22 protein-coding genes and 1 tRNA gene are annotated in these 24,588 nt (G+C 45.3%); 14 read left to right on the top strand and 9 right to left on the bottom strand.

The genetic code is table 11. The features are described 5' to 3' along the window. The first annotated feature begins 101 nt into the window (after positions 1 to 101). Positions 102 to 1,646, top strand: coding sequence for a bifunctional phosphoribosylaminoimidazolecarboxamide formyltransferase/IMP cyclohydrolase (gene purH, locus QUA27_RS09885; RefSeq protein WP_333067701.1), 1,545 nt, complete (start codon positions 102 to 104; stop codon positions 1,644 to 1,646). Positions 1,647 to 1,856: 210 nt separating this feature from the next. Further along, positions 1,857 to 2,792, top strand: coding sequence for a 2OG-Fe(II) oxygenase (locus tag QUA27_RS09880; protein ID WP_333067700.1), 936 nt, complete (start codon positions 1,857 to 1,859; stop codon positions 2,790 to 2,792). Positions 2,793 to 2,969: 177 nt separating this feature from the next. Here the strand turns inward: QUA27_RS09880 and QUA27_RS09875 are convergent, their stop codons facing one another. After that, a complete protein-coding gene (locus QUA27_RS09875) occupies positions 2,970 to 4,451 on the bottom strand; it encodes an ankyrin repeat domain-containing protein (RefSeq protein ID WP_333067699.1) in 1,482 nt (493 codons plus the stop codon). Between the two features lie 96 nt (positions 4,452 to 4,547). Between QUA27_RS09875 and QUA27_RS09870 the strand changes: the two genes are divergently transcribed. The 3 genes from QUA27_RS09870 (at position 4,548) to QUA27_RS09860 (ending at position 8,901) form a co-directional block, all read left to right on the top strand. After that, positions 4,548 to 5,018: a DUF4079 domain-containing protein gene (locus QUA27_RS09870; RefSeq protein ID WP_333067698.1), complete on the top strand. Its 471-nt coding sequence runs from the start codon at positions 4,548 to 4,550 to the stop codon at positions 5,016 to 5,018. Positions 5,019 to 5,351: 333 nt separating this feature from the next. Beyond that, positions 5,352 to 6,374 (top strand): AAA family ATPase, encoded by a 1,023-nt coding sequence (locus QUA27_RS09865; RefSeq protein ID WP_333067697.1) that lies wholly within the window; start codon positions 5,352 to 5,354, stop codon positions 6,372 to 6,374. Positions 6,375 to 6,393: 19 nt separating this feature from the next. Continuing rightward, complete coding sequence (locus tag QUA27_RS09860) at positions 6,394 to 8,901, top strand: S8 family peptidase (protein ID WP_333067696.1); 2,508 nt, start codon at positions 6,394 to 6,396, stop codon at positions 8,899 to 8,901. Positions 8,902 to 9,127: 226 nt separating this feature from the next. Here the strand turns inward: QUA27_RS09860 and QUA27_RS09855 are convergent. Then, a tRNA-Cys gene (locus QUA27_RS09855) sits at positions 9,128 to 9,198 on the bottom strand. A gap of 197 nt (positions 9,199 to 9,395) precedes the next feature. On the opposite strand from QUA27_RS09855, the gene cpdA reads away from it, so the two are divergent. The 3 genes from cpdA (at position 9,396) to QUA27_RS09840 (ending at position 12,823) form a co-directional block, all read left to right on the top strand. After that, complete coding sequence (cpdA, locus tag QUA27_RS09850) at positions 9,396 to 10,175, top strand: 3',5'-cyclic-AMP phosphodiesterase (RefSeq protein WP_333067695.1); 780 nt, start codon at positions 9,396 to 9,398, stop codon at positions 10,173 to 10,175. A gap of 188 nt (positions 10,176 to 10,363) precedes the next feature. Next, on the top strand, positions 10,364 to 11,842 hold the full coding sequence (locus QUA27_RS09845; protein ID WP_333067694.1) for an alpha-amylase: 1,479 nt from the start codon (positions 10,364 to 10,366) through the stop codon (positions 11,840 to 11,842). Between the two features lie 204 nt (positions 11,843 to 12,046). After that, positions 12,047 to 12,823 carry an SDR family oxidoreductase gene (locus tag QUA27_RS09840; protein ID WP_333067692.1) on the top strand — a complete coding sequence of 259 codons (777 nt, stop codon included), beginning with the start codon at positions 12,047 to 12,049 and terminating at the stop codon, positions 12,821 to 12,823. 89 nt (positions 12,824 to 12,912) lie between these two features. On the opposite strand, the gene cofG is transcribed toward QUA27_RS09840, so the two are convergent. Further along, positions 12,913 to 13,863 carry a 7,8-didemethyl-8-hydroxy-5-deazariboflavin synthase subunit CofG gene (gene cofG / locus QUA27_RS09835; RefSeq protein WP_333067691.1) on the bottom strand — a complete coding sequence of 317 codons (951 nt, stop codon included), beginning with the start codon at positions 13,861 to 13,863 and terminating at the stop codon, positions 12,913 to 12,915. Between the two features lie 362 nt (positions 13,864 to 14,225). Here cofG and psbA point away from each other — a divergent pair, with 362 nt between their 5' ends. Next, a complete protein-coding gene (gene psbA / locus QUA27_RS09830; RefSeq protein ID WP_333067690.1) occupies positions 14,226 to 15,308 on the top strand; it encodes a photosystem II reaction center subunit D1 in 1,083 nt (360 codons plus the stop codon). Between the two features lie 428 nt (positions 15,309 to 15,736). Then, positions 15,737 to 16,507, top strand: a complete 771-nt coding sequence (locus QUA27_RS09825; RefSeq protein ID WP_333067689.1) for a GerMN domain-containing protein — start codon at positions 15,737 to 15,739, stop codon at positions 16,505 to 16,507. A gap of 108 nt (positions 16,508 to 16,615) precedes the next feature. Here the strand turns inward: QUA27_RS09825 and QUA27_RS09820 are convergent, their stop codons facing one another. The 3 genes from QUA27_RS09820 to efp all read right to left on the bottom strand — a co-directional run bounded on the left by QUA27_RS09820 (position 16,616) and on the right by efp (position 18,332). Continuing rightward, positions 16,616 to 17,008 carry an ArsR/SmtB family transcription factor gene (locus tag QUA27_RS09820; protein ID WP_006631662.1) on the bottom strand — a complete coding sequence of 131 codons (393 nt, stop codon included), beginning with the start codon at positions 17,006 to 17,008 and terminating at the stop codon, positions 16,616 to 16,618. A 30-nt stretch (positions 17,009 to 17,038) separates the two neighbouring features. Next, positions 17,039 to 17,596: an acetyl-CoA carboxylase biotin carboxyl carrier protein gene (gene accB / locus QUA27_RS09815; protein WP_333067688.1), complete on the bottom strand. Its 558-nt coding sequence runs from the start codon at positions 17,594 to 17,596 to the stop codon at positions 17,039 to 17,041. 178 nt (positions 17,597 to 17,774) lie between these two features. Next, complete coding sequence (gene efp / locus QUA27_RS09810) at positions 17,775 to 18,332, bottom strand: elongation factor P (protein WP_333067687.1); 558 nt, start codon at positions 18,330 to 18,332, stop codon at positions 17,775 to 17,777. 383 nt (positions 18,333 to 18,715) lie between these two features. Here efp and QUA27_RS09805 point away from each other — a divergent pair, with 383 nt between their 5' ends. From QUA27_RS09805 to QUA27_RS09790, 4 genes are all read left to right on the top strand, one after another. Further along, complete coding sequence (locus QUA27_RS09805; protein ID WP_333067686.1) at positions 18,716 to 19,840, top strand: peptidylprolyl isomerase; 1,125 nt, start codon at positions 18,716 to 18,718, stop codon at positions 19,838 to 19,840. A gap of 240 nt (positions 19,841 to 20,080) precedes the next feature. Further along, positions 20,081 to 20,395 (top strand): hypothetical protein, encoded by a 315-nt coding sequence (locus QUA27_RS09800; RefSeq protein ID WP_333067685.1) that lies wholly within the window; start codon positions 20,081 to 20,083, stop codon positions 20,393 to 20,395. 32 nt (positions 20,396 to 20,427) lie between these two features. Then, on the top strand, positions 20,428 to 21,423 hold the full coding sequence (thiL, locus tag QUA27_RS09795; protein ID WP_333067684.1) for a thiamine-phosphate kinase: 996 nt from the start codon (positions 20,428 to 20,430) through the stop codon (positions 21,421 to 21,423). 108 nt (positions 21,424 to 21,531) lie between these two features. After that, a complete protein-coding gene (locus QUA27_RS09790; protein WP_333067682.1) occupies positions 21,532 to 21,663 on the top strand; it encodes a hypothetical protein in 132 nt (43 codons plus the stop codon). 58 nt (positions 21,664 to 21,721) lie between these two features. Here the strand turns inward: QUA27_RS09790 and QUA27_RS09785 are convergent, their stop codons facing one another. From QUA27_RS09785 to QUA27_RS09775, 3 genes are all read right to left on the bottom strand, one after another. Further along, positions 21,722 to 22,744 (bottom strand): tetratricopeptide repeat protein, encoded by a 1,023-nt coding sequence (locus QUA27_RS09785; RefSeq protein ID WP_333067681.1) that lies wholly within the window; start codon positions 22,742 to 22,744, stop codon positions 21,722 to 21,724. A 175-nt stretch (positions 22,745 to 22,919) separates the two neighbouring features. Beyond that, positions 22,920 to 24,110 (bottom strand): cysteine desulfurase family protein, encoded by a 1,191-nt coding sequence (locus QUA27_RS09780; RefSeq protein WP_333067680.1) that lies wholly within the window; start codon positions 24,108 to 24,110, stop codon positions 22,920 to 22,922. Between the two features lie 74 nt (positions 24,111 to 24,184). Next, entirely contained in the window at positions 24,185 to 24,586 is a 402-nt protein-coding gene (locus QUA27_RS09775; protein ID WP_333067678.1) for a DUF7682 family zinc-binding protein, read from the bottom strand. Between the last annotated feature and the right edge of the window lie 2 nt (positions 24,587 to 24,588).

Below are 24,588 nucleotides of genomic sequence, written 5' to 3'. Positions count from 1 at the left end.
ATTAAAAATAATCATAATTAGCCATTACCAAATCATCTTCCTGCAGGCAGATGTGATATAGAATATAACCTATCTATTTTTGCGATCGCAACTTCAAACCAATGGCACGTCTAGCACTTTTGAGCACATCCAATAAAACCGGACTAATCGACTTAGCGCGCAGTCTAGTAGAAGAATTTGAATTTGACATAATTAGTAGTGGCGGGACAGCAACTGCCCTCAAAGAAGCAGGCATCCCAGTGACCAAAGTTGCGGAATATACTGGTTCTCCCGAAATTTTGGGAGGGCGAGTCAAAACACTTCACCCACGAATCCACGGTGGCATTTTAGCACGCCGCGATATACCGGAAGACCTCGCAGATTTAACCGCAAATCAAATTCGGGCGATCGATCTAGTTGTAGTCAATTTGTATCCATTTGAAGAGACAATTTCTAAACCAGGAGTTACTCTGGCAGACGCAATTGAGCAGATAGATATCGGCGGGCCAGCCATGTTGAGAGCTTCTGCCAAAAACCACGCTCATTTGACAGTTTTGTGCGACCCAGACCAGTACAATACTTATTTAAAAGAACTGCGGGAAAATGGTGGCGAAGCATCCTTAGAGTTTCGGCAAAGATGCGCCCTAGAAACCTTTAAACATACAGCCAACTACGATCGCGCGATCGCAAATTATCTCAGCAGCCAATCCGCTGAAGAATCTTCGCTACCCGACCAGTTTAATTTATCAGGAAAAGAGTTGCAAACTCTGCGCTACGGGGAAAACCCACATCAAGCCGCCACCTGGTATCAAAGCGGAAGTACACCGACAGGCTGGACGACTAGCACCATCCTGCAAGGCAAAGAATTAAGCTACAATAATTTAGTAGATTTAGAAGCAGCAAGGCGGCTAATCGTAGAATTCCCGGACACACCCGCTGCCGCTATTCTGAAGCATACAAATCCTTGCGGTACAGCCTTGGGATCAACTATTTCTGAAGCTTATCAAAAAGCCTTCGACACCGATTCAGTCTCAGCTTTCGGCGGAATTGTCGCCCTCAATCGCCCGATTGATGCTGCTACCGCAACGGCGTTAACTCAAACATTTTTAGAATGTATCGTCGCGCCGGGGTGCGAACCAGAAGCAGAAGAAATTATCAAGAAAAAGGCGAAAGTTCGAGTATTAATTTTGCCAGATTTGACTCAAGGGCCGCCACAAACCGTTAAAATTATTGCAGGCGGTTTGCTGGTGCAAGACTCAGATAATATAGTAGAAGAAACTAGCAAATGGCGGGTTGTTACTGAGAAACAGCCGACGGCGGGAGAGTTGGAAGAATTGCTGTTTGCTTGGAAAGTAGCGAAACACGTCAAATCAAATGCGATCGTTGTGACGCGCGATCGCACTACAATCGGTGTCGGCGCCGGACAAATGAATCGCGTCGGCTCAGTTAAACTAGCATTAGAACAAGCAGGAGAGAAGAGCAAAGGAGCGATTTTGGCAAGCGATGGTTTCTTCCCCTTCGACGATTCAGTCAAAACTGCGGCTGAGGCGGGAATAATTGCGATCGTCCAACCCGGCGGAAGTATGCGCGATCAAGATTCCATTCAAGCCGCCAACCAACTCGGAATCACAATGGTTTTCACTGATATCCGCCACTTCTTGCATTAATTAAGTTCGTAGTGTAGTAATGACATCTTAGGTCTCTCTCACGGCCAAACAAGATGCCTGTTCCACAAAGAGTCAATTCTATTGTGGGATGGGCTTCTAGCCAGCCCTAAAGCAATGATTGAATTTTGGTTCTTCGTTCTTCCATCCATCCATCCGTTACATCCGTTACAGAATCCGTTGCCGAACTTTCTTCTTCTATAACTAACGGCTATGACTAGCACAATTCAACAGCAAATTAAACCCCAAGACGTAAAAGTCAAAATCCTGCTCACTGGCGGACATCAATGCACCGTCACGCTCAAATCTGATACACCATTATTGCACAGCCTGATCAAAACATTAGTCGATCGCACCCAACAAACACCCGGTTTTTCCACCTTATTTCAAATCCCTATAGACGGAGGTCGTTCCGCCCTTTCTTTTCCCGGCGAAAACCTAGTCGGATTAGTCACCGAACCCCCAATTTACTTGCAGGAACTGCAACCGCAGCAGCCTGCAACTCCCGTAGAAATTCCCGCCACAGAAATTCCCGCCCCTGCGCCGCCTGTAAATGACGATTTAATATCTCGCTACGCCCAAATAGACAACTTTTTAACCCCCGCCGAAAAGAACAAACTCATTAAATATGTCTTAGCAAAAGAATCAGAATTTGTGAGTACCAGCACCTCAACCAATGCCGAAGATTACCGCCGTTCGATGGTACTCCACTCGTTCCCAGAATTTTCGGAACTGATGGTTAATCGCATCAAAGCAATTCTCCCCGACGTGCTGAAAAGTTTAAATATTCCGTCATTTCCCCTGGGTGAGATAGAAGCTCAGCTAACCATGCACAATGACAACAACTTTTATAAACTTCACAACGACAGTGGATCGCCAGATACCGCCAGCCGATTTTTTACTTACGTTTACTATTTCTATCGAGAACCCAAGGGTTTTTCAGGTGGGGAGTTGCAGATTTATGACAGCAAAATCGAGAACAATTTTTATGTGGCGGACAAGACATTCAGAACCGTTGAGCCTCGCAATAACAGCATCGTATTTTTTCTAAGTCGCTATATGCACGAAGTTTTGCAAGTTAGCTGTCCCTCAAAAGCTTTTGCTGATAGCCGCTTTACTATTAACGGCTGGGTACGCCAAGCAAATTGAGGTTAATTCATAGTCCTGGACGCACTAATCACCTAATTTTGTCATTCTGAGTAAAGCGAAAAATCTCAAATTATTGCCACACCGTTACAATGCGTAAGTCGGGATATGTGAGCTTCTTTACTTCCCAAAGCCTACCCTCAGAATGACAGAATTACCTTACTCAAAACTATTTCATTCTTACTCCTGTGCTCCAGCACTTTTGAGCAATTTCACCACACTGGAAGAACCCTTAAACTCAGCCAGCATTAAAGCTGTATAATTTCCCGGATTTTTGTGGTTTAGTTCTGCACCAGCATCTATTAAAATCTTTACTGCATCAGCATAACCCCGATGTGCGGCCCACATTAAAGCAGTTGCGCCCGAATCATCTAGCAAGTTGACATCGGCACCTTTTTCGACTAATAATTGGACGATCGCAATATGACCGCGATCGCACGCCTTCATTAAAGCCGTTTTCCCCAAATCCGCCGGGACATTGGGATCGGCACCGCCGTCAAGCAAAGCCTTCACCGTCTCGGTATGTCCGTGAAACGCAGCCAGCGTCAAAGCCGTCTCCCCAAAGTTTTTAGCATTCAGAAAATCAGCCCGATTTGAGTTTACTTTTTGCAGTAAAGCCGATACGATCACACTATGACCGTGAACAGCAGCCACCAGTAAAGGCGTATCGCCCAACCGATTTCTCGAACCGACGCTAGCACCTCGGTTTAAGAGCAATTCCACCACATCTTCGCAGCCTTCAATCACGGCAAGATTCAAAGCAGTTTCATCATCTTTATCCTTAGCGTTGATATCCGCGCCAGCATCGAGTAAGATATGGGCGATCGCCGCATTTCCGCCAGCAGCAGCGGCCATCAAAGCCGTACCCCCATCTCCATTTTTCACATTCGCATTAGCACCCGCACCAAGCAAAGTTTGCACTACATCAGTATTGCCGGCATCCGCAGCCAAAGTTAAAGCAGTTTCTCCGTTTTTGTCGGGAATTTCGACATCAGCGCCAGCAGCCAACAGCGCCTCGACAACTGCTAAATTTCCCGCCGTCGCAGCCAGCATCAAAGCAGTTTTGCTCTCTAGATTTTTAACATTAGCATCCGCCCCACAATTGAGCAAAATTCGCACAATTTCAGCGCTACCTTGACGGACAGCTAAAAACAGCATAGAATTGTCAGCAACCGCACCCGCATCCACCAAAGCTTTGACAACAGCTTCGTGACCCGATAAAGCAGCTATTTTCAGAGCAGAATCTCCATCTTTATCTCGCACATTTACATCAGCATTAGCATCAAGTAACATCCCCACAACATTGATATCGCCCTTCAGAGAAGCCGCCATCAAAGCCGTACTTCCATCATCATTTTTAGCATTAACATCAGCACCCGCAGCCAGCAACAGCCGCACAGAGTCAGCCTGTTTGTGAGCCGCCGCCAGCATCAAAGCCGTTAGCCCAAAACGCTTGCTCACCTGGTTGACATTAGCGTCATTGTTTAGTAGAGTACGCACGATTTCTGTATAGCCCTTTTGGGCAGCAAACATCAAAGCCGTCGTCCCCTCAGAGTCTTTGGCGTTAGCGTTAACATTCTTAGCGAGTAAAGCTTGGACGTGAATAATGTTGCCAGTCTTGGCGGCTTGAATCAATACAGCGTCTTGTTTAGTGGCAGCCATAATAGTCTCTCATACCGTATATTTTTACCGTCGCACGAGACGGCCTGACTGGTATGCTAAGTTTTATGAAGTATGTTTGCTAATCCTCAGAACACTATGAATCTCGAAATTCCTCAGTCAGTGAAAGTTTGGAGCCAATTCATCCACCCAATTTTAATGTGGGTACTGCTGGCCATCTCATTTTATGCTTTGTATCTGGGCATTCAAATCCGACGTACCAGAAGTGCAGAAGGCGAACTCAAAAAAGAGTTAATTAAGGGCAAATTCAACGTCAAGCACCACCAGATGGGTTCTTTGCTGTTAGCCTTGATGGTTACGGTGGCGATCGTCGGGATGGGCGTCACCTACATCAACAACGGCAAGCTATTTGTCGGCCCGCACTTGCTAGCAGGGTTGGGAATGATGGCAATAATTGCGATCGCAGCCTCGCTGACTCCTTTGATGCAAAAAGGCAGTGATTTGGCGAGAAACACTCACATCTTTCTGAATATTGTGCTGTTGGGGCTGTTTGGCTGGCAAGCGGTATCAGGCGTGGAAATCCTGCAAAGAATTATCAGCAAAATGTGATAATTTGGGTAATATTGCTAGTTGCTAATTGCTTGAGGGCGATTAGTGATTAGCAATTAAATTGTCATATTTCTATTTAACGTAGAAAGACGAGGCATTTATTCTTCTACAGCCCAATGAAATTTTACTCATTCCTTATAAGATAGCGGTAAGGTAATCTGACAATTCTGTATAAAATATAATTTATTCAGATTAATTAAGTTATTAATTATAGATAAAATAAAACATCGCAGCCACAGAAAATCCATACATAAAACTCAGTATTTCAAATGTTGACTTTTTAGTAAAAATGGACTATATTTAATTAAGGAAGGTATGTAGAGTATTAAACTCTTGTTGCAAGATATGGCGCGTGGCGAAACCCTCAGAAAACTATTCAGAAGCTTCTCTCACAATGAAAGAGATGAGTTTTTGGCTGCCGCTAGGGAAATTATTGAAGAAGAAAGAAATAAAAATCATGTCTTACTTGCTAGAGATCTAGAAAAGCTGCTTCTAAACGGGACTGAATACACCAAACATCTAGCTGCTAATTTGGCACCTTGGAATAAGTTTCCTGAACCTCCTAAAGACAAGGACACTGGACTTTCCTTGCTTAATGTACAACGATTCGATCTTACTTGGGATCGCATCGTACTCAGTGAAAAAATTGTTGATATCCTTCAAGAAATCGTCCTTGAAAACCGCAAGCAAGACATCCTTGTAGCCTATAACCTGAAGCCCAAAAACAAATTGCTTTTCTGCGGCCCACCTGGTTGCGGTAAAACTCAAACCGCAAAAATCCTTTCCAGTGCGTTGGGGCTACCGCTTGTTTATGTGAACTTAACAGCGGTATTCTCTTCTTACTTAGGTCAAACTGCAACTAATCTTCAGAAAATTTTTACCTACATTGAAAACGGTGAGTGGGTTGTTTTGTTCGATGAGTTTGATGCTATCGCCCGCGATCGCGATAACTTAAATGAACACGGTGAGGTCAAACGCCTAGTGAATAGCTTACTACAGCTCATAGATAATGCGACTAATCAAAGTATCTTTGTCGCAGCTACTAATCATGAGAAACTGCTGGACAGTGCAGTTTGGCGACGCTTTGATGAAGTTATTTTCTTTGATAATCCAACAGTTGAACTGCGGACGGCTCTTTTGAGTCGCTATTTGTCTGCGATCCGTTATACTGCTATTGATCTATCTAGTTTTGCAGCTCGGCTTGAGAGTGCTACTGGAGCAGATATAGAAAGGATCTGCTCTGATGCGATTAAAGCTGTGGTTCTGCGAGGCGAACGTATCTTGACTGCTGATGATTTAGAATTTGCGATCGGGCGTTTTTTAGACAGACAAAGTATAATAGCCAACTCAAAATAATTATTTACGTCTAGCCCTAATGGTAAGTAAGTTTGAACATTTGAAATTACCTAGAATAAACATCGAATTACCTCGGCGATCGAAGCCTGGATTTGGCGGGAACAAACGCCCTAATATTAGTGATCATAGTAAGCATTTATTGGATCAAATTTCCATCTTGACTGAGCCTGTCAAGGAAAAAACGAATCCCTTTCGTTTCGATCCAAAGTTAATTTTCAAGCTAAAAATGGCTAAACAAGGTTATATTTCAGATGATTTGGTGACTTTAACAGGACTTAATTGTTTAGCGCGTGAACCCAACAAAGCTATTGTGGTTTTTTCATCTGATAATGAGCTAACAGAATTCAAAAAAAGGTTAGAAAATTACAGTCAAATAAAAGATGGGCCTAAATATGAATATTTAGGAGCAATTGATGACGTAGTTCCTCTAGAACGTGAGGATCGCATTGGTCGTCTATTGGAGCTAAAACCTGTAGAATCAGATGAACTTGCGCCCTTAGATTTGGAGCTGTGGCACACAGGTGATTGCCAAGAAATGCGAAAGTATTTAGATGGTATTACCGAAATACTAGAATATTTGTCCAGTGATACTGCTCCTATGAGAATGAGCGATCGCTACATAGGTGAATATCTCTGTATAGCTCGCATTAAAGTCACTCATGAAGTTTTAGAGCTTTTGCTAGAAGTGGAAATTGTTAAAGAAATCGATCGCCCTCCCCAACCTGCATTTGAAAGCACTGCTGATTATAATCTACCAATTGTTAGTTTTCCAGAAGTTGTTTCCCCACCTGAAGATAATTGTGGCATTCTTGTGATAGATTCTGGCGTACAGCGTAGTCATCCGTTGATTGCTCCAGTGTTGGGTGAAGCTGAAGTATTCCCAGATGCAAATCGGCAATTCATAAAAGGTGGCCCTGACGATGTAAATGGACATGGTACTAATGTCGCTGGAATTGCTATTTATGGAGATGTTGAGAATTGCATTAAACAGCGTTCGTTTGATCCAACAGCTTGGCTATTTTCTGCTCGTGTGACAAACGATGAGAACCAATATGATGAGGATCTTCTCGTAGAAACTCAACTCGATCAAGCCATTCGTGCTTTTGTTAAACAGTATCCCAATTGCAAAGTAATCAATATCTCACTGGGTAACGCTGACCAAATTTACAGAGATGGTCTGAAGCAGTTTCGATTAGCTGCAAAGATCGATGAAATTGCTTATCAATACCAAGATAAAAATATTGTTTTTGTAATTTCAGCAGGAAATGCTTTTTATGAAGAGGCCAAATCAAATGAGCAACTACGGACTGATTACCCAAATTATCTGCTGAAAAATAGCGCTCGAATCATCGATCCCGCGACTTCAGCAATTGGACTAACCGTTGGTTCTTTATCATTTGGTCGCGGTAGCATCACGGAACCTTCTGATGTCCGTCGTCAGGCAATCGCAAAACTACTAGGATACCCTTCTCCATTTACCAGAACTGGCTTTGGAGTGGATGGAATGATTAAGCCCGATGTTGTAGATTTTGGTGGAGATTTAGTATTAGACCTCAGTTATCGAGAAAGTCGAGAAAGTCTGGGTCTACCTAAAACCCCTAAAACCAATATACTTTCAGATAATGTAGCTGGTGTCTCTGTTCGGACTTTATCCAAAGATTACTACAGTTCTTTGTTTCAGCTATGCAGTGGTACAAGCTTTGCGGCTCCTCGTGTTGCTAACCTTGCTGCTCAACTATTCACAAAATACCCGGACGCTAGTTCTAATTTGATTCGGGCACTGATTGTCAATTCTGCGGTTCTTCCTAAAGAAATTCCGCCCGAATTTCAATGTAAAAGTGGGCAGCCTCAGGGTGAAAAGACAAAAACAATTAAGAACCAGCTAGCAATCTATGGTTATGGGCAGCCTGAACTGCAACGTGCAATGTATTCCGCCGAGAACTATGTTGTTCTATCAGAGGATAATATTTCGATAAAAGTAGGAAGTTTTCATATTTACGAAATTCCCCAGTTGCCATCTGATTTCCTGAAGAAAAAAGGCACTCGTATATTGTCCATTACCCTCGCATTTGACCCGCCAACTCGTCCGACTCGTGGAGACTCATATCTAGGAGTCACGATGGAATTCGACCTTTTTAAAGGCATCGATCGCGAAATTGTTAGAAATGCTTATGAAACGGCTACCAATACAAGTTTGCCTGATGAGTCCCCAGACAACACAAAAACAAAGTTAAAGGAAAAACATGGCGCTGGTATTGAAGTCACATTGTCTCCTAGTTCCACTGTGCGGAAAAAAGGAACAATACAAAGGGGGCAAGTAGAAATTTTTGCTCAATCCACAAAATACGATCAAGGAAACATGACCCTAATTGTAAGTTGTAACCGTAAATGGGCAAAACCCGATGAAATTGAAATACAACGTTATGCCTTAGTTGCTTGCATTAGTCATTCCGATCCTACAGTTGATTTATATAATCGTATGAAAATCCAGATAGAACAGAGAGAGAGAATTCGAGGAAGAGTTTAACAGGTGATGGAGTAGTGAGAGTAACCATGAAAAAATAGCATAAGAGACAAGAACAGTCTGGGGCACACTATCAACATAAAAAAGCGGGTTTCTCGTTCTCATCCTTAACCTAAAATTACGCAATCAGGTTAAGAAACCGGCTTTTTCCCTCAGTCTTAAAGAATTAAATTTCGCCACAACCCTCGAAAGGTTTGCCGATCGCCCCACATCTAACAAAAATTAAAAAAGGCGGCACCCAGATTTGAACTGGGGGTGGAGGTTTTGCAGACCTCTGCCTTACCACTTGGCTATGCCGCCGTTACGTCTGAAATTTGACGTTTTCTTATAGTACACCAAATCTCGAAATTTTTAACATACCTGTCAAAAATTTCGTAAAGCGCAGCTATCCCCAACGCGCGTGGGTTCCCCAAGGGTAGGGAATCGCCCTTTCCATATCCCCAAAACCCTTGTGGGAAGGTACTCTAGAACTATAGCAACGACCCGCAACACCAGCCATGACACCAGTTTCTCCCCTACTCGTCGCCCAAATCACCGACACTCACTTGTTTGCAGAGATCGATCGAGAATGGAAAGGCCTCTCAACAACCCGCACCCTCCAAGCAGTTCTCGATCGCCTGCAACAGATACAGCCACCGCCCGACTTACTCCTACTCACAGGCGACTTATCCCAAGACGAAACACCAGAATCCTACCAGCGCCTCGTCTCCCTCATCGCCCCCCTCGGAATACCCGCCTACTGGATACCTGGGAACCACGACAACATCCCAGTCATGTCAGAAATCTTAAATCAGTCGCCTCTTTCCCCACAACAATCATGGATGCTAGGAAACTGGCAATTTCTATTACTTTCGAGTGTGGAAGCGGGATGCGACGGCGGGCGGCTTTCCCCAGAAAGCTTGCATTGGCTGGACTCTCAACTGCAACAAACCGGCGATCGACCTGTTATCATTGCCTTGCACCATCATCCGCTGCCGATCGACTCTGAAATAATGGATGGAATGATGCTGCACAATGCCGATGAATTTTTGGCAATTGTCGATCGATATCCTCAAATCAAAATCGTCCTCTGCGGCCACATTCACCAAGAATTCCACCAACAGCGGGGTTCAGTTACCTACTTGGGGACACCCAGCACCTGCATCCAACTTTTACCCAAAAGCCATCCGATTATCCTTGACGAAATCCCGCCGGGATTTAGATTGCTGGAATTGGCCATCGACGGTACTTGGAACACCAGAGTTGAGCGAGTTACTGCAAAGTCGCCACCAAATTAATATTTTTTAGTCTACCTAAAATTACTATCAAATTTACATTCTGTTGTCAATACATCAACAGATAGATTTTTTTTAGCAGCCCCATCTTTTATGATATTTATTAACCATAGATTGCAGACATACGTAAACTAGCGAGCTACGAACATAAATGTCGATCGCAATTTAAAAAAACAGGAAAAACTAAATATATGTCTCAACTCAATGGCGTGATGATGCAGTATTTCCACTGGTACAGCCCAGACGACGGCAGCCTGTGGAATCAGCTAGCGAAATCTGCAAAAGATTTAGCCAAAATAGGCGTTACATCCCTGTGGTTGCCACCCGCCTATAAAGGGACAGGTGGCGGCATGGATGTGGGTTACGGCGTCTACGATTTATTCGATTTAGGCGAGTTCGACCAAAAAGGGTCGGTACGCACGAAATACGGCACAAAAGATGAGTATTTGGCCGCGATTAAAGCTGCCCAAGATGCAGGAATTCGGATTTATTCCGATGTTGTCTTCAACCACAAATTAGGTGCCGATGCAGAAGAAGAAGCCGAAGCCACACCCTTCAATCCCGACAACCGGAATGACACCGTAGGCGAATATCAAAAAATCAAAGCTTGGACGCATTTTATCTTCCCCGGACGCGACCAAAAATATTCTAGTATGGAGTGGCATTGGTGGCATTTTGACGCCATTGATTACAACGTTTACAACACAGAAACCCATGCCGTTTACCTGCTAAAAGGCAAAGAATTCGATCGAGGAGTAGACTTAGAAAAAGGTAATTTTGACTACCTCATGGGTTGCGATTTAGATATGGACAACCCAGAAGTCAGCGGGGAGTTAAAATACTGGGGTGAGTGGTATGTCGATACAACAAACGTTGACGGCTTTCGCTTCGATGCCGTCAAACACGTTAAAGCAGAATTTTTCCAAGAATGGTTGGAACACGTTCGCCACTATGCCCAACGCGACCTATTTGCCGTCGGTGAATATTGGTCTTACGAAGTGGAAGCTTTGCACTACTTCATCCAAGCAACGGATGGTAAAGTCTCCTTATTTGACGCACCCCTCCATTACAACTTCCACGCTGCTAGCAAAGCCGGCAATAGCTACGACTTGCGAACAATTTTTGATAACACCCTCGTCCAACAGCAACCAACCCTCGCCGTTACCTTGGTGGACAACCATGATTCTCAACCATTACAATCCCTAGAATCTGTTGTCGAGGCTTGGTTTAAACCTCTTGCCTACGCTTTAATCTTGCTGCGAAGCGAAGGCTATCCGTGCATTTTTTACCCGGACTATTATGGCGCCAACTATAAGGATACAGCAAACGATGGCAACGAATACGAGATTTGGTTAGACAAACATCAGTTTATTCTCGATAAATTCTTGTTCGCGCGCCAAACTTATTCCTACGGCAATCAGTACGATTACTTCGACCACGCCAATACCATTGGCTGGACGCGACTCGGAGATGAAGAACATCCGGGTGGCATGGCTGTGGTACTCAGTAACGGAGGCGATGGCACTAAGTTTATGGAAGTAGGACAACCGAATCGAACTTATATTGACATCACCGAACACATCAAAGAACCAATCACAACTAATGACGATGGTTGGGCTGATTTTCGGTGTAACGCCGGTTCTGTTTCAGTCTGGGTTCCGCAGGCGTAAGGACTGCGTTAAAATTGACGTACTCCTCTACCTAAAGTAGGGTGCGCTAGGCGCACCTTACCGCTATAATTATTATGTTAAACCACTTTTTACTTTCATAATTTAGATGACTGAAACTTATTTTTAGTGAGGACTTTAGTCCTCTCAATCTACTCCTATTTTTATCCTATGCGATCGCGCAAAAAAATATTTACATAAAAAAATATGAAACTTTCAGAAAAAGTTGCAGTTATTACCGGCGGTGGGTCGGGAATTGGTCATGCAGCAGCAATTTTAATGTCCAAGGAAGGCGCAAAAGTTGCTATTATCGATCACATTTTGGAAACGGGGCAAGAAACCGTCCGCCAGTTGGTCAATGAAGGAGGCTGCGGGCTGGCTATTGCCGCAGATGTTGGCGATTCTCACCAAATGCAAAAAGCATTTCAAACAATTTTTGACGAATATCAAAGAATTGATATTTTGTTTGCAAATGCGGGTATTAACGGTGTATGGTCGCCGATAGAAGAGATAGAATCCGATGAGTGGGATCGGACAATTAACACCAACCTCAGAGGAACATTTTTGGCTGTTAAGTATGCTGTTCCTCATCTGAAAAAACAAGGAGGTTCAATTGTAATTACATCATCGATTAATGGCACCAGAAGTTTCAGGAAAGTTGGTGCCACGGCCTACGCTTGTTCAAAAGCTGCCCAAGTAGCCTTTGCAAAAATGCTGGCGCTAGAGCTCGCAGCCTGCCAAATCAGAGTCAATGTGATCTGTCCGGGCGGGGTGCTAACTGCTATTGAAGAAAGCACCGTTAAGCGCCATCTCGATCGCATTCCAGTCGCGCCTGATTATATTCAAGACATGATTCCTTTGACGGATAATACGGCAGGTTCTAGCGAAGAAGTCGCCCAATTAGTGTTATTTCTGGTATCACATTCCTCCAGCTTCATTACAGGTACTGAAGTCTGGATTGATGGTGGCGGTTCTTTGATTTAAAATCTCAATAGTTTATTTTTATTACTCGGCGGTTGAAACCGCTTCTTGTCAAAAAAAGTCCGCCTGCGCGGACTAAGAAATAAGAATTTCTAATTACTAACTCTGAATTGTTTGACAGCAGTTTGCAATGTCTGGGGCAGCCACTTATCGTACTGAGGATAAACAGGCAAACGCTGCACAAGTTGCCATTCCGATGCTACTAAAATTTCTGTTAAAGTTTGGTGTTGCAGGTGAGGATAATCGGGATTAACTTCATCCCGCGGCCCAATTCCTCCTAAATCTCTAGCACCTGCTTCTAAACAAGCAAGTAATATGTCGGGCTGTGCAACTAAATTCGGCGGAATTTGCAGCCTGATTTCAGATGGTAAAATGCTGCGGGCGATCGCAATTACTTCCGGCATTTTTGTAGGCTCAAAAACTTCACTGTCCCAACTTTGCTGATTTCCCGGACTGTGTGGCTGGAGGATAACTTCTTGAATGTGATTGTAACGCGAATGAATGCGGGCGATCGCCTCTAATGTCTGCACCCAATCGGTCTGACTTTCCCCAATTCCCAGCAGCAAACCAGTTGTAAACGGAATCTTCAATTCCCCAGCCCATTCTAACTGTTGCAGCCGCAGCGCCGGAACTTTACTCGGTGCGTGCCGGTGAACACTTTGTAACAAATGTGGGGCAAGTTGTTCTAGCATCAGCCCCATCGATACATTTACCTTTTTTAACTGTGCCATCTCCTCAAAGCTGAGCGGCCCCACATTAGTATGTGGCAAAAATCCCAGGGCTAGTGCCAGTTCGCACAAATCGTAAATCCGCTGCAACCAGGCTTTTCGCCGTTGACTGTGAGGATGTACCTCGCCGCTGAGGATGAGAATTTCAATTACACCTTGAGTTTGCAGCAAGTTGAGCTGTTTTTCGGCTTCTGGTAGTGTCAGCCAAGGACTTTGCAGGGGTTCTGCCCGAAAATTGCAATAGGTGCAGCGGTTAAAACACTCGTAAGTAGGAACCAGAGTATAAGCAGGGCTGTATGTGACGGTGCGGGACATTCGTTGGGACTTTTATCGAGCGGACTTGTGCAAGAACATATATCTGTGCAGTGCGAGTTTTGCGGTTGGCGATCGCCACCCTTCATCTATCTTAACACTGACGCAAGCCCGGAATCTCGTTGCCCAGGTAGATTATGAGTATTCTTCATTTGTGGGCGATCGTCCACAAAGTCCACCTTCTGCTTTTAAAAACCCCACAAAGCAAGCTTTCCAGGCTTACATAAGCTCTGATTATACTATTTATAAAAAAAACTGTGCTTAGAAGCCCTTTACAAACTGAAATAAATGCTTTATGTTTATTTACATGGCGGAACACAAAACCGTCACGAACATTGAAAACCAAATAAAGCAATCATAAACAAATGACAACGACCTTACAGCAGCGCGAAAGCGCCAACGTCTGGGAACGCTTTTGTGAGTGGGTCACAAGCACCGACAACCGCATTTATGTAGGTTGGTTCGGCGTCTTGATGATTCCCACCCTCCTGAGCGCCACCATCTGCTACATCATCGCCTTCATCGCTGCCCCTCCAGTGGACATCGACGGCATCCGCGAACCAGTAGCAGGTTCCTTAATGTACGGAAACAACATCATCACAGGTGCAGTTGTTCCTTCATCCAACGCCATCGGCTTACACTTCTACCCAATCTGGGAAGCAGCTTCCCTCGATGAGTGGTTGTACAACGGCGGCCCTTACCAATTGGTAATTTTCCACTTCCTGATCGGTGTATTTTGCTACATGGGTCGCGAATGGGAATTGTCCTACCGCTTAGGTATGCGTCCTTGGATCTGCGTCGCTTACTCTGCACCAGTTGCAGCAGCCACCGCAGTATTCTTGATCTACCCAATTGGTCAAGGTTCGTTCTCTGACGGTATGCCTTTGGGTATCTCCGGCACATTCAACTTCATGATCGTGTTCCAAGCTGAGCACAACATCCTGATGCACCCGTTCCACATGTTGGGAGTTGCTGGTGTCTTCGGTGGTAGCTTGTTCTCCGCCATGCACGGTTCTTTGGTAACATCTTCCTTGGTTCGTGAAACAACCGAAACCGAATCGCAAAACTACGGTTACAAATTCGGTCAAGAAGAAGAAACCTACAACTTCGTCGCAGTCCACGGCTACTTCGGTCGTTTGATTTTCCAATACGCTTCCTTCAACAACAGCCGTTCCTTGCACTTCTTGTTAGGTGCATGGCCAGTAGTCGGCATCTGGTTTACCGCTTTGGGTATCTCCACGATGGCTTTCAACTTGAACGGTTTCAACTTCAACCAATCGATTATCGACTCTCAAGGTCGTGTCATCAATACTTGGGCTGATGTGATCAACCGCGCTAACTTGGGTATGGAAGTAATGCACGAGCGCAATGCTCACAACTTCCCGCTTGACTTGGCTGCTGGTGAAGTCACTCCTGTAGCAATGGTTGCTCCTTCTATCAATGGCTAAGTTTTAGTCTGAGATAAACAAAAAGCGCTCCTAGAAATAGGGGCGCTTTTTGTGTGGGGAAAAATATTTTATTAGACATCCTTCTTCCTTCTATCCGTTAAATCCGTTACCCCCCTTACATTCTATCGGCGACCTTCCTTCTTCCTTTTTTCTTTTTCTTTCTTCCTTTATTCTTTAATTTTTTATGATTACTATAGAATATAGCCACTAGGCCGATCGAGATACTGTGACATACTCCACGGGCGAAATCTTATATTATGGTCTAGGATTCCAATAGTCGGATTCAGAATATGTTGGGCTTGCTATAAAGTGTTCGCTAGCAGCAATGCAATTGTTTCAATTCCAGAATCTAACCATAGACAAATGTAGCTGATCGGGAGTCGCTCCTCACCGTCCCAAGCGCTCTATCTGTAAGGAGAATTTGTATTATGAAAGATGGACAAGAAGTACGCCGCGTCTCCACACCCGTCATTGCTGGTGTTTGCGGGTTGGCTTTACTGGCAGGAGGGGGCATTGCCTGGTGGACCGCGAACCGTTCGCCAACCCCCGCAGGTACGCAGTCTTCTGCTCAAACTACCGCTCCGCCGCTCTCCCCAAGCCCTGCGGAATCTCCTGCTGTAGTTATCCCCGTACCCCCTCCAAATCCTGTACAAGTGCCACAGGTTCAGACGCCGCAGGTTCAGACGCCGCAGGTTCAGACGCCGCAGGTTCAGACGCCGCAGGCTCTAGTCCCAAAGTCGCCACAGCCAAAGCCTTTGCCGCAGACGGATGTCCAGACAGTGCAAGTCTACTGGGTTAAAGATGCCAGCGGTAAATTTGAGGGAGTTCCTACGAAAGTAGCTGTCAAACAAGCTGACAAGCCTGATGCAGCTTTACAAGCTGCTTTTAATAGTTTGTTGGCGGGGCCGAAGGATGGAACTGTTTCTAGCGAAATTCCTAAGGGGACAAAACTCAGGGGTTTAAGTGTTAAGAATGACGGAGTTTATGTCGATTTGTCAGCCGAATTTACTTCGGGGGGAGGGAGCAATTCGATGACTGGTCGGTTAGGGCAAGTTATCTATACCGCTACGAGTTTACAACCGAATACCAAGGTTTGGATTTCGGTGGAAGGGAAGCCTTTAGAACTTTTAGGCGGCGAAGGTTTGGAGGTGGCTCAGCCGAGTACCCGCCAAAGTTTTGACAAAAATTTTCCCCTTTAGTAATTATGAGTCATTAGTTACAAGCCATTAGTCATCGGTCTGAAGGCCGATCGTAGGAATTGATAACTGATGACTCATGACTGAGGACTGAGAACTGGCCACTAATTTTCAGTGCTTCGTAGTTAGGCTAAATGCCCGAAAGTGTAGGGCTTGCTGTTCGATCCTGCTGGCAAGCCGATCGCAGACCATATTACACAGCTCAAAAATTAACTCGTCCTGCACCTTATAATAAGCTGAAGTCCCTTCACTCCGGCGAGTGAGGATACCAGCTTGGAGCATGAGTTTTAGGTGCTTAGAAACATTGGCTTGACTCGTTTGAGTAGCTTCCACCAATTCTTGCACGCATTTTTCGCCGTCGCGAAGCAAGTTCAAAATTCGTAAACGCATGGGTTCGCTCAAAATACTGAAATACTCAGCAACTTGTTGCACAACCTCTTGCGGGACAGGCTGGGATGACTTCATCAAACTCACCGGAGAGAAGTGATCGGGAAATATTAGCATTTATTCTGTCCATAACAATAAAGTAATCCTTCAATCCGGATTAATTCGCATCAACACTTGACCGTATTCGACAGGTTCGCCATTTTGAACTAAAATTTCCATCACTTGACCGGAGACTTCATCAGCATCGATCTCGTTCATCAGCTTCATCGCTTCGATAATACAGACTGTCTGATTGACCTTGATGCGATCGCCCACATTGACAAAAGGCGGCTCGTCGGGAGCAGCAGCGCGATAAAAGGTTCCTACCATGGGCGAGATAATTGGCACCCATTTCGTATCGACAGAAGCAGGTACGGCAGCAGGTACAGCGACAGGGGCGGTGACCGGGGTCTCAGCAGACTCGGCTCCTAAATTTTGGTTGACAGCAGGAGGTGACGCTAAGGTGGGGCTAGCAACAGCACCCAACGCGATGGGAGCGACTGTAGGCACGGCAGCAGGGAGCGCAGCAGCGGTTGCTGGTGAACTTGTCAGAATGCCTTTGCGTACTGTCAGTTCAATCTCTCCACTTTTTAAGGTCAGTTCCGAAATGCCAGTTTTGTCTAATACAGTTAGCAGTTCGCAAAGCTGGTTTAAGTCTAGTTGCACAGCAGATTCAAGGGTAATTAAGAATTGAAAATTGAAGATTCGGGTTGAGGCGAAGCTAGGATAATTCAGCGAGTTTGGAGGCAAAAGGCTAGTTTTTAAGCTGTGAGCGATGAGTGTTGAATTTTGACTTCTTTAACTCATAACTCAGAACTAAAAACTCCCTTTTCCTCCCTCGTTTCTACTCTCGGCCGAGGTACTTGTCTTCACGAGTATCAATCCGAATCCGTTCTCCAATGGAAATAAATAGAGGCACCATAATCTGAGCGCCAGTGGAGAGGATGGCGGGTTTGCTGCCACCAGTGGCAGTATCTCCTTTGACTCCAGGATCGGTTTGTGTCACTTCCAAGACGACAGAGTTGGGCAGTTCCACTTCCAGGATTTGGTCGTTCCAGCGAAGGATATTGACTTCCATACCTTCATTGAGGTACTTGACACGATCGCCTATTTGCTTAGCATTGAGGCGGCTTTCCTCGTAAGTTTCCATATCCATAAAGACAAACTCGTCGCCTTCTTTATAGGTATGTTGCATCACGCTCTTTTCCAGGTTGGCTTGAGGCATAGTCTCGCCCGCCCGGAAGGTTTGTTCTACTACGTTTCCGGTTTGGACGTTTTTTAATTTTGTCCGCACAAAAGCCGAGCCTTTTCCTGGCTTGACGTGGAGGAATTCGATAACCCGCCACACGCCGTTATTCCATTCAATTGAAACACCTGGTCGAAAGTCGTTACTGGAGATCATATAAATTTTTGCGGGCAATCCCGTCGCCTTGGGGCACGGGGGAACTACAGTCAGTCGATTTTAGATTTTAGATTTTAGATTTTAGATTTACTCCACAGATGAATTTGGGAGATTGAACCTTGATCTAAAATTTTGATCTCTCCACGACAGGAGTCTGGGGATTGTATCCGTTTTTGAGCGGGTCAGGTTAAAGCTGCTGTTTAGCTGACGGCATCAAAAAAGCAATTGGCATTTTATTTTACCGTTCAAAGGGAGCAAGTGCTGTACTCAAAGCTAAAAAGCTCTCAAGGGAAGGAAGTTCTGCCGCAAGTAGTGTACGGCATTAAGGGATAGAAGGCCGACAGCGCTGTGGGAAGATAATAGAGGCAATAAAAGTTAAAGTTATGTTGCATTGGCCTAATTTCTCGATCGATACGTGCAAGCGCTGGGGAAAAACCGTCGCTTTAGCGCTCTTGCTGTTCACTCTCTCCCTGAGTTTCAGTTCAGTTTCCCATGCCAAACGCCCCAGCAGCAGTATGCCTGCGGGGAATGCGATTACGGACGGCCGGGCGCTGCTGCGCTACGCTTTACCTATTGACAATCAGACTGTGCGAGAGTTGCAAATCAGTCTCGAAGACATTGGCAACCACATACGGTCTAAACGTTGGGGGCCCATTAGCAGTGATGTCAGCAAGGCTTCCAGGATTCTCAACCTTCGGGAATCTGACCTTTTAGAGAGTATTCCTGATGCCAAAAAGCCGGAAGCTGAGGCGCTAGTTGCAGGAGTCAAGGAGAAAGTTGCTCAACTGGAAAAGGCTGTTGAGGCTAAAGACAGGGACAAAGTGATTGACTTGAAAGCCACAATCTTAGGTTCGGTAGGCGAAATCGAAGAATTGATGGTGACAAAGTTTCCGTTTGAAGTGCCTGCCAAGTATGCTAATCTGCCTCAACTGAAAGGGCGCGCTACTGTGGCTGTACAAACTGAAAAAGGGGAAATTAATGTTGTGGTTGACGGCTACAGCGCCCCGGTTACGGCTGGTAATTTTGTGGATTTGGTCGATCGAGGTTTTTATGACGGTTTGCCGTTTATTCGATCGGAAGAATCCTACGTTTTGCAAACGGGAGACCCCGAAGGCAAGGAAGTCGGTTTTATTGACCCAGATACTGGCAAATACCGGAATGTGCCGCTAGAAGTGCTCGTCAGGGACGAAAAAGAACCTATTTACGGGATTACTCTAGAAGATGCAGGACGTTATCGCGACGAGCCTGTTTTGCCTTTTTCTGCTTTCGGTACTGTGGCCATGGCCCGTACAGAAACTGACCCTGATAGCGCTTCTTCTCAGTTTTTCTTTTTCTTGTTTGAACCTGAACTCACGCCCGCAGGTCTGAATTTATTGGACGGCCGCTATGCTGTTTTTGGTTACATGATTGAAGGAAAAGAAGTTTTGGAGCAACTGAAGCAGGGAGACAAGATTGTATCTGCTAAGGTAGTTAAAGGAATCGAAAATTTGGTGCGACCTCAAGTTTAATTAATGACGGCGATTGAAATCGCTGCTTGTCAAAAGTGACGGCGATTGAAATCGCTTTTACACCAATAAAGCCCGCCTGTGCGGGCTAAAAAATCAAGAGTGACTGCGATTTAAATCGTTTCTAGATGGTGGTGAAAGAGATTGAAATCGCTTCTGCACAGATAAAGCCCGCCTCAGCGGGATCGAAAAAGAGATAATTTTTATAGTTTCGTTATTGAAATTAGGAATGAAGTCTAGAATATGGCTATTTTACAATTTTTATTGGTAATAGGTTTGGGCGGATTCACAGGATTGTTGATTGTCAAAAGTGTGAATGAAAGCAAGCAAAAACAGCGGTTGGATGAGGCTTTTTATGAGTTGTTGGAAACTCAAAACAGTCAAATTTCGTTGATCCAACTGGCAGCTAATGCTAGGGTTGAGGCAGAAGTTGCTCAGCAGTATTTAACTCGGCAAGTGAAGATTTTTTCGGCGGTTTTAGAGGTAGATGATGAAGGAGATACTTTTTATAGGTTTCCTAGGTTGCGCTTGCCGCCGAGTTCCGGTAAGGAATGGTGAAGTGAGAAAGTGCGATCGACTAATTCAAATTTATGCAAGTTAAAGATATCGGTGAACGAGGCCTTTTAAGAATATTGCAAAAATTCTGCCCCGCAGAGATAGTGGGTGATGATTGCGCTGTCATGGCTACAACTCCCAACCAATCTCTCGCTATCACTACAGATATGTTGGTGGAGGGAGTGCATTTCAGCGATCGCACTACGGGGCCTTATTACGCAGGATGGCGCGCCGCAGCGGCAAATTTGTCGGATCTGGCCGCTATGGGAGCAAAGCCTCTGGCTGTGACTGTAGCCCTCGCTGTGGCGGCGGATACGGCTCTGGAGTGGGTTGAAGAGTTTTATCGGGGGATGACGGCTTGCTTGCAAGAATATCATACGCCGATCGTCGGTGGCGATGTTGTGAGATCGCCCGTGGTGACGGTGGCGATTACTGCTTTTGGGGAGGTTGAGTGCGATCGTACCATTCGTCGGTCAAATGCGCGATCGAATTGGGCGATTGTGGCTACTGGGTTTCACGGAGCCTCCCGCGCGGGATTAGAATTGCTGTTAAATCCAGAATTCGGGCAAAATCTTGCAGAAGTCGATCGGGCTTTTTTAATTCTCGCTCACCAGCGCCCTAAACCGAGGCTCGATGTTTTGCCGGTTGTTTGGGAAATTTTAGATTCTGCGGGTGAGTTTTCCATCGCAGGAATGGACAGCAGCGACGGTTTAGCTGATGCAATTATTCAAATTTGTCGGGCTAGCGGTGTTGGCGCAAAGGTCGATCGCACAAAAATACCAATTCCCAATATTTTCAGCGAAATCGTATCAACCGAAAAAGCTTTAGATTGGGCCTTATACGGCGGGGAAGACTTCGAGTTAGTGCTGTTTTTGCCACTAACAAGCGCTCAGTTATTGGTAGAAAAAATAGGAAGCCGAGCCGCAATTGTGGGAACCACTACTGAGAGCACCGATATCTGGTTGACTGATAGCAGCGGCATTTATCCTGATTCTAGATTAAAGCTCGATCGAGGATTTCAACACTTCTAAATTCTCTCTTATCTCTTAGTCGGCGTCCGGCGGACATCGTTCTAATAATTGGAGTGAATTTATTTTAGCATAATTAGGGCAAAAGCTGCTAGGGAGCCATCGACCGTTTTGCAATTCTCCAAATGGCGAGAAACCGGGTTTTGGCGAGATTTTTTGGTGAGAGGCGAAGATATCGGAAAAAACCCGGTTTCTGAGATGGTGCGCGGTGGCGAGAAACCGGGTTTTTGCGAAGATATTTAATCGGAGGCGAAGATATCGGAAAAAACCCGGTTTCTGAGATTGCTCAAGCTGCCTCACTTTAGGCATTAGCCAGCTTCTTTTGAATCATTGCCCAATATTCAGGGAAATCCTCACGGGTATATACTGTTAATGCTGCTTCATAAAAGGATCTCGCTTTTTCGAGATTTTCATCCCGCGAACCGTTGATTCTGTCATTATAGGCATTACCTAGGTTATATTGAATCATTGCCCAATCTTCAGGAAACTGTTCGCGGGTACGAACAGTTAAAGCAGCGTCAAAAAATGCGATCGCGCGATCGATATTTTCCGCCCGCGAACCGTTGATTCTGTTGGCGTAAGCAGCAGCTAGGTTATTTTGAGCCATAGCCCAATCTTCCGGGAAAGCCTCAAGGGTATAGACTGTTAAAGCAGCGCCATAAAGGGCGATCGCCATTTCCACATTTTCGGCCCGCGAACCCTTTATTCTGGTAATGTAGGCAGCAGCTAAGTTGTTTTGAGTTTGAGCAAACTTTTCGCTTCCCGGTTGCCGATTATTTAAAACAACTTGATAAGCAGCAAGGGCAATTTCAATATTATCCGCTCTATTCCCACCGGAAAAATTACTAATATTAATGCTCAAGTCTTCAACGAGACTGACAATTGAATCAATAGTTTTTGCATTTTCCCCATCAACTAACCTCTGGACTACTTGCTCTAAAATGTCAAAAAAACGAGGATTGAGGAGATGTTTTCGTTCAGCTAGCAGGGAGTGAATTACTGCTGTCTTGCTAGTGCTACCATCTTCTGCTTGCAATAATTCTAGAATAAAGTTTGCATACTCTTGGGGATTTTCACCGTCGGAGTTATCGCCATCGTTGATATCGATTAATTGTGCTAGCTGAGCGATCAGATTCCGCAGGAAATTAGCGCCATTCTCACCTCCTTGCTGTGCCATTTTTTCTGCTACCAACTCGCAAGTTTCCAGAAAGTGGACATCCAACAATTCTGAGTTATCTTGTAAGATCTGCGGTTCTTCGCCGTTGGGGCAATTCAGCAGGGTGTGAATTAGTTCTAGGTAGGCTTGGGCGCGGCTTTCTTCCATTATGGGGAGTTGTGAATAATATCGGGTTTATTGTAGCATGGTTGTGGGTTTTGGGGCTTGTTGTACGAGATGCAGACGGCGGTTGAAACCGCGTCTACACAAACGATGTCCATGCCAAGCGGACTGAAGACAAGACGGCGTTTTCCAAACGCCCAATCTTCAACCGCCCTGTTTTTTAATTCCTACACAATGCTACCTTGGGCATTAATCTATCTAAGATTTGCTCGATCGCAATTACTGTCCAATCAATATCAGCTTCTGTGGTTTCTCGTCCTAGAGTCAAGCGAATTCCACCAACTGCGCCGATTTCGTCATATCCCATTGCTAATAATATGGGACTGGGAGTTAGTTTGCCGCTGCTACAAGCGGCACCGGAACTAATGCCAATTCCGGCTAAATTTAACTGTCTCACCATAGTTTTGCCTGTGATTTGCTCTGTGTCTCTCTTTTGGTAAGGGCGACAGGATGGGGACACGATGCAAAAACTGACGTGGTGCGGGAGTCGGAAATATCGATCGCCAGTTGGTACTAAACTGGGTACGTGGGATAATCGGTCAAAAAGTCGATCGCGCAATGCAATTAACCTCGGCGTTTCCACATCTATTTCCTGCAATGCTAACTCCGCCGCCACCCCAAAACCGACAATTGCCGGCAGCGCTTGTGTCCCGGAACGCATTTTCAATTCTTGGCCGCCACCGCCTAACATTGGCACTAATTCTACTCCCGGACGCACGTAAAGCGCCCCCGCACCTTGCGGCCCGTAAAGTTTGTGACTGGAAAGGGAAAGCAAATCTAGGGGCAGTTTCTGCACGTCTATTGGCAGCTTGCCGGCAACTTGAACTGCATCGGTATGAAACATGATATTGCGATCGCGCGCAATTTGTCCCAAGGCTTCTATTGGTTGCAGCGTCCCAACTTCGCTTTGTCCGTAAATGATTGAAATTAACACTGTATTCGATCGCAGCGACTCTTGCAAATCCAAAGGATGAATGCGCCCAAATTTATCCACTGGTAGGCGCGTCACTTCCCATCCCAACTGTTCGAGTTGTCGGGCCGGTTCTGCTACTGCGGAGTGCTCTACGCTGGAGATAATAATATGCTGCGGCTTTGTATAAAGACGCGCAATTCCCATAATTGCCAAATTGTCCGCTTCAGTGCCGCCACTGGTAAAAATTATCGATTCCGGTAGCGCGTTAATCAAGCTAGCCACCTGCATTCTTGCTAATTCTAAAGCTGTCGCCGCCCTTTGTCCCCACTCGTGCAAGCTGGAAGGATTTCCCCACTGCTGAGTGAGAGCTTTTTGCATGGCTTGAATTGCTTCTGGGCGTGCGGGTGTGGTGGCACTATAGTCGAGGTAAATTTGCATAATAACTAATTAATGAATGTTGACTGTTGACTGTTGTGAGTGGCTACCAATAACCAATAACCAATAATTGATGACTAACTTCCTGGTTTGCAGACGTTGTAATCTTCGTGCGACAAAACTTTTTGGGGAATTAAGAAAGTGCCGCAATCTTCACAAAGCATTCTGTAGTTGCGAGTTACAGGAATACTGATTATCAAACGGTTGTGACGCAGGCGTTTGCCGCCGAAATCTCTGTAATTCTTATTTTCGCTTAAAGCTGCTATAATTGCGCGGGCTTTAGTAACTACGTGGTCTGGCAGACCTCTGAGATCGATGATATCTCTAGCAAATGATGCTTCCCTCTCTTGTTTTTTGGTTTGTTTTTGTGTCAGGACTTCAACGTAATGCTGCTGCGCCACCAACTCTTGCGTGCAGCGATGACACGCTTTACCATATCCTTTGTGACCGCACGGAAAAATTCTTTTTCTTTTAGCCATAA

This window comes from Microcoleus harperi Pol14_C6 (assembly GCF_036701295.1).
In the GTDB taxonomy this organism is placed as follows: Bacteria; Cyanobacteriota; Cyanobacteriia; order Cyanobacteriales; family Microcoleaceae; genus Microcoleus.
The sequence above is the reverse complement of the archived record's forward strand: the minus strand, read 5'-3'. Positions and strand labels throughout refer to the sequence as shown.